The sequence below is a fragment of the Peptoanaerobacter stomatis genome (genome assembly GCF_000238115.1).
In the GTDB taxonomy this organism is placed as follows: domain Bacteria; phylum Bacillota; class Clostridia; order Peptostreptococcales; family Filifactoraceae; genus Peptoanaerobacter; species Peptoanaerobacter stomatis.
The window spans coordinates 65,158-71,168 of sequence record NZ_JH414556.1; the positions used below are offsets into that span (position 1 = coordinate 65,158).

General features: G+C 27.4%; 6 protein-coding genes. All 6 read right to left on the minus strand.

Annotated features, from left to right (window positions below):
• Positions 1-143: 143 nt before the first annotated feature.
• On the minus strand, positions 144-740 hold the full coding sequence (locus HMPREF9629_RS07680; protein ID WP_009525820.1) for an NUDIX hydrolase: 597 nt from the start codon (positions 738-740) through the stop codon (positions 144-146).
• Positions 741-752: 12 nt separating this feature from the next.
• The gene (locus tag HMPREF9629_RS12255) at positions 753-992 is read right to left on the minus strand and encodes a hypothetical protein (RefSeq protein WP_009525821.1); all 240 of its coding nucleotides are present in this window, start codon (positions 990-992) and stop codon (positions 753-755) included.
• A gap of 10 nt (positions 993-1,002) precedes the next feature.
• Entirely contained in the window at positions 1,003-3,126 is a 2,124-nt protein-coding gene (locus HMPREF9629_RS07685; RefSeq protein WP_009525822.1) for an ATP-binding protein, read from the minus strand.
• Between the two features lie 202 nt (positions 3,127-3,328).
• On the minus strand, positions 3,329-4,099 hold the full coding sequence (locus tag HMPREF9629_RS07690; protein ID WP_009525823.1) for a hypothetical protein: 771 nt from the start codon (positions 4,097-4,099) through the stop codon (positions 3,329-3,331).
• Between the two features lie 369 nt (positions 4,100-4,468).
• Positions 4,469-4,927 (minus strand): DIP1984 family protein, encoded by a 459-nt coding sequence (locus HMPREF9629_RS07695; RefSeq protein WP_009525824.1) that lies wholly within the window; start codon positions 4,925-4,927, stop codon positions 4,469-4,471.
• Between the two features lie 840 nt (positions 4,928-5,767).
• On the minus strand, positions 5,768-6,011 hold a 244-nt coding region (gene tnpA, locus HMPREF9629_RS07700; RefSeq protein ID WP_009525825.1), incomplete at its 5' end, for an IS200/IS605 family transposase.

The following is a 6,011-nucleotide window of genomic DNA, read 5'->3' on the forward strand; positions in this document are numbered from 1 at the left end:
ATAGATTTGTAGTAAAACACAGATTTTAAAATTTATAAATATTAACATTGTTTCTACGATATAAATTGTATATCTTCATCAATTATATAATGTTTTTTTATAAAAATAAATGTAATGTGGCATATTTTTTATTTAATGAAATATTATTTCCAAAAATCTCTACCTGAATTTTTAAATAATTGCATAGCAAACAGTGTTTTTAAGTCTAATTTTTCTTCATTCTTAATTATATCATCAATCTCATCTTGACTGTACATATGTATTGTCAAATCTTCATCTTCTTGCAAATAATCATAGGATATATCTCCTTTGCAAGTGCAAAAAACAAGACTTGCACACTCATCTGTAATTCCTGGAGATAGATATATATTTTTAAATACTTTCTTTATTTCAACAAGCTCAAGTCCTGTTTCTTCAAACAACTCTCTTTTCACACAATTTTCTATATCCTCATTATTATCTACTAATCCTGCTGGGATTTCATATATATAATGATTTAGTGGTACTCTATATTGTTTTACAAGCACCAATTTTTCTTTTTCAATATGATAAGGTGCTATTAATACAGCATCTGTAGTAGTATTATGTGTTAACAATCTGTTTTCATATTCTTTTAAAGATACTCTTGATACTGAAGTCCATTTTTTAGAATTGCCTATTTTATTTACATAATCAACATCATACATATTTAAAAATTTTGTAGTAGCCAATTCTTTTATAGTCTTAATTTCAGGTTTCATATAATTCTCCATTTATTCTTCATCATCACATTCATAATAATCAATAAATTTTTGGAATGTATCATTCATTTTTTTATCTATCTCATTTCTTTTTAGTCCCGTAAGTATTTCAAGACCTTCATCTACTGTAGAAATCGCATATATATGAAATAGACCTTTTTCACAAGCTTCTATAACTTCTTTTTTCAAAATTAGGTTTTGTATATTAAGTTTAGGTATTATAACACCCTGTTTACCTGTCAAGCCTTTCATTGAACATATTTCAAAAAAAGCCTTCTACTTTTTCATTTACACCGCCTATTGGCTGTATTTCTCCTTTTTGACTAACAGAGCCTGTTACTGCTATATACTGTTTGATAGGGATATCTGCTATTGAGGAAAACATCAGATAAAGCTCAGTGGATGATGCACTGTCTCCATCTATATAACCGTAATTTTGCTCAAAAGTAATAGATGTTGTAAATGATAAAGATTTATCCTTACCATATCTTTCTCCAAGATACCCTGATAAAATCATAACTCCTTTATCATGCGATGAACCTGTATTTTTTACTTCTCTTTCTATATTTATTATACCTTCTTTTCCTATATAGGTAGAAGCTGTTATTTTTGAAGGTGAACCGAAAGAATATTCTCCCTCCGATATTACAACAAGTCCGTTTATTTGACCTATTTTCTCTCCGTCTATATCCAAAAGTAAGGTTCCGTCTTTATACATTTCATATAATCGTTCTTGATATTGATTATTCCTGAATTTTTTGAATTCCAATGACTTTAATATATCTTGTGCATCTATTACATCTTTGTCCTTATCAGCAATATAATTGGCTTCGTATATCAATTCCATAATCTTGTTGTATCTTGATGAGAGTTTATTTTTATCTTCAGCCAATCTGTTGCTGTATCTTATCATCTCAAATATACCATCTCTTGAAATATATTTAAGTGATTTGCTTTCACAATGAGATTTTAATGAACGTGCAAAATTCTTCTGATTTTCAACATTATTATCCATTTGAGTGTCAAATTCCGACAATATTTTAAATAATTTTTGGAAATCATCATCATATTCATATAAAAGGGCATAAGTATCATAATCGCCTACAAAAATAACTTTCATATCAATATCAATCTTTTCAGGCTTTATAGAAGTGGTAAGTATATAATTGTTGTATTCTGATAATGAATCTATAGTAGCCGTCTTATTTTTCAAAGTTCTTTTTATGCAGTCCCAAGAATATGGATTTTTTAAAACGTCATTTACATTAAGTATCAAAAAACCGCCATTTGCTTTTTGTATAGCTCCGGCTTTTATATCCAAAAAACTTGTGATGAAAGAACCTTGCTTGTTTTTGTACTCCATATATCCGTTTAAGTTATAATAAGTAGGATTTGTTTCTATTATGACAGGTAATTTTTCAGCGGTAGAATTATCAACAAAAAGATTTACTTTGTACCTGTCAAAAAATGATTTATTCACCTTCATAGCTGTGAATATAACCTTATTTTTTGAGTTGATTTGTTTAAATTTTTCCAAATTTTGCAATATATCATCTTTCATATTTTCGAAATAAGTCAGTATTTTTTTGTCATATGAATAGATTACTATATATTTTTTAAGTATTGCTTCTATTGCCGTTAAAGCTATATTTTTGTCATAAGTTTCAACTATATTGTTATATTCTTCCTCTGCACGCCTTAACTCATCTAATGTTTTTGTAAGCTCTTTATGTAATTTATTAGATGATGATCTGAATTTTGCAAAATCTTCTTCCGTCAATTTTTCTATATCTTCTTCACTAAGTAGCGAATAATCTTTGTTTAAAGGCATACTTACAAGTCCATCTTCACCTATGTGAAATACGATATGCTTTTTTATGGCTTTTTCATTCAATTTATCTATTATTTTTTCTACTTTATTTTCATAATCTATAGAAAACTTCATAGATTCATTTCCATATTTAACAGATGTAAAATCTTTTGATAATCCTTTTCTTATAGAAGCAATTGCTTCTTCTATATGTTTTTGGAATACTTTTCCATTTCCTGCCGGAAAAGATATACTTATAGGTTCATATTCGTTTTTAAAATTATATACATATACATAGTCTTTTAATGATTCTCTGCTGAAATTATCTTTTGCATAATTCTCGGATACTTTTTTTACATAGCTGTTCCTACCTGTACCTGTTATCCCGCATACATATATGTTATATCCTTTTACCTTCATATTTATTCCGAAATTTATAGCTTGACAGGCTCTATTTTGACCTATCATATCTTCCATAGGTTTCAAATCTTTTGTAGATTCAAATTTAAGATTTGTTATCTTTATATCGGAAGTCATCTTTTTAGGCGAAACTTCATATTTTTCAATCTTAATCATAAACAACCTCTTCATTTTATATATTGTAGAGTTTTGCAAAAATTAATTTAACTTATTCAATACTAAAATTCAATAAAACAATAAAAAATAGTATTGTGTAAGTTTAATAAAATACAATATTATTTTAAATTTATTATATAAATCATCTATTATTTTATTAGAAAATTAGTATAAAATTGATAATAAAATAAGAACAAAGATATCATCCTATCTTTGTACTTAAATCTTTTATCATATCCTTTTGTAAATCTATAAGCTTTTTTCTTCTCTCTAACTCATTTTCTAATTTTTCTATTTGATACTTCAATCTTGTAACTTCTTCAAATTTATTACAGACATTATTTGAATACGGATATATGTTTATTATAGTATAACCATATTGAGATTTTGTCATTACTACGAGTTTATCATCATACTCTATACATAAATCATTGAATATGTCTAAATAATCTAATTGTTCATTTATCTTTTCAAAAAACTCCTTGCCGAAAACATCGCTTACTGATTTAAGATACGGATTTTTTATATTCAGCAATGAATATATATTGTCTGAAAAATACTTAACAGTCCATAAATCATCCACCATAAATGTACAATATGGTTTGAGTTTATTTTTATTGAAGTTTATACTTTTAATTTCGTCTTCATCTTCATATTTACTCTCCACCATTTTCAGCATAGACATAACTTTATCATAGTTTATCTTTGTACCTATCGCAAGAATATTTCCCTCTGATTTTGATAGTTCAAATTTCATAATACCGTCAAAATCAGGAGATTTAATATAAGCCGTACTACTTACTCCACTATCGTCATACTCTATGAAGTTTTTTTCAAACTCTGCATAATTGTTTAATTTTTGAAAAAATATATTAAATTTTTTGTTTTTTGAAACAACATTTTTATTTTCATCAAATATACATATCATATAGTAGTTATCATTAATAAGGTCTAAAAAATTGCTTTCTAACATTCTGTTCTCCAATAGCATATTTATTTGGGTTAAAATTAATAAGCATTTTTCATTTTCATAAAAATCTTGTGAAAATGTAATATACTTTTATTTTTTATACCCATATTTTTGTATTAAAAGCAGATTTTATAAATATAGTAAATGATATTGATGAAAATCCCCCATTCCCGCCCTCACTTAATATAGTCAATGTTCGGTAATTACATTTACAAAATAAATATACGCTTGTACATTATCTGGGCATAACAATTATATTTTTACCTGCCCTACGGTACTATTATTGTATTAAAGAGGTTTATTTCAAACCGCTAAGATAACATTCGCCCTATTTAAGCTACCAACTTAATATTATAATAATTTAAAATTTAATCAAATAAAATCAATATCTGTCTTCCAATTAGTCTCTTGTAATTTATTATCTATCTGTCTTATATTTTTAGCAATTTCATCAGCTTTTTTCTGTAGCTCTTTTACATCTATAGCTGACAATATACGAATTTCCTTTCTTGTTGCTCTATAAGCTGTACGACTTGCCGTATTTATAACATCTCTATATACGGACAATTTAACAGATAACGCATCTTTTTGAGCAATCATAGCTGTAAGTGGTTTATTATCAACAATTGTAGTACAATTTGTAAGATTTATTGCAGACATAAGCTTATTTAATTTCTCTACTGACAAATCGAGTTCTTTTATCAATTCAATCGGATCTTCTGCAGTTGTTTCACCTTCTTGAACAATACAGTTATTTTCTAAACGTACTCTCAACTGTTCAATATTTCTATTCAAATCTGCACGTTCTTGCAAAGCTTCAGCCAATTTCATAAAAACCTCCCTATTTTATATAATATCAATATAATGTTATCATATAATTGAACTCAATTTTCTCATATAAAAAAATATAGTGTAAATACTGAAATAATAACATTTATAAATACAACAATATATAGCTTGACATAAAAATTAATATATTTTGTATGATTATTTTTATACCTTTTTTACATAAAATCTAACAATAATATAAAATTTATTATATTTTATGATAATTTTAAATATAATTTATAATATGATAAGAAAAATCAAAATATAATTTTAATAGTAGATATTTTATAATAGAGATAAGCAATTATGTAGTACATAATATTTATGACATTTTAGTACAAAAAGAGACTGTTGCAAAATACAGTAATCATAACAGCTAATTGAAACGGTGGTTTGCACTATCCCTATAAGGGCATAATACTTACAACCTCTCAAGAGATGCTGAATAAGTGTCCTCAACTGTATAATATTTTTCAGACTGCTGCTAAAGCAACTTTATTTATGCCTATTTATCCTTGCTATCCGTAAACCGGTCAATGTATTCTTTGAATGATATTTGGTCATATTTGGTTGCAAATACTATCACTAATATTTTTATAGCGGACATAATTTTATGAGACAATTTTTATAATTAGGATGAATTTTTATAAAAGTCATGACCACCCGTCCAACGGGTGGCTTGCTCCGGGCTATAAGCCCGTGTTACTAGGCCGGCGTCTCAAGGCGCTGGCTTTCTCTTTAGGCTATGGGAATGCTGCTTACACAGCATTCCCACAGCTCCGTTCAAGCCATATTGCTTTTGACTCGTCGCTACCCCTCAAGGGGTATTGTTACTACTTAGCTCTAACCCTTAAAAGGGTCTTCAAATTCCTTTACACTCAATTTATCCAATGCAATGTCATGTTTCTCCTGATCCTGAATGTACTTTCTTATAGTTGCTTCATTCAGCCCTACTGTACTAACATAATATCCTTCAGCCCAGAAATGACGATTCCCAAATTTATACTTTAAATTTGCGTGTTTATCAAATATCATAAGTGCACTCTTTCCTTTCAAATACCCCATAAATGATGATATACTTATCTTA

Coding starts and splice junctions, on each gene's coding strand:
- HMPREF9629_RS07680 (WP_009525820.1), bottom strand. CDS start 740: ATGAAACCTGAAATTAAGACTATAAAAGAATTGGCTACTACAAAATTT.
- HMPREF9629_RS12255 (WP_009525821.1), bottom strand. CDS start 992: ATGAAAGGCTTGACAGGTAAACAGGGTGTTATAATACCTAAACTTAAT.
- HMPREF9629_RS07685 (WP_009525822.1), bottom strand. CDS start 3,126: ATGATTAAGATTGAAAAATATGAAGTTTCGCCTAAAAAGATGACTTCC.
- HMPREF9629_RS07690 (WP_009525823.1), bottom strand. CDS start 4,099: ATGTTAGAAAGCAATTTTTTAGACCTTATTAATGATAACTACTATATG.
- HMPREF9629_RS07695 (WP_009525824.1), bottom strand. CDS start 4,927: ATGAAATTGGCTGAAGCTTTGCAAGAACGTGCAGATTTGAATAGAAAT.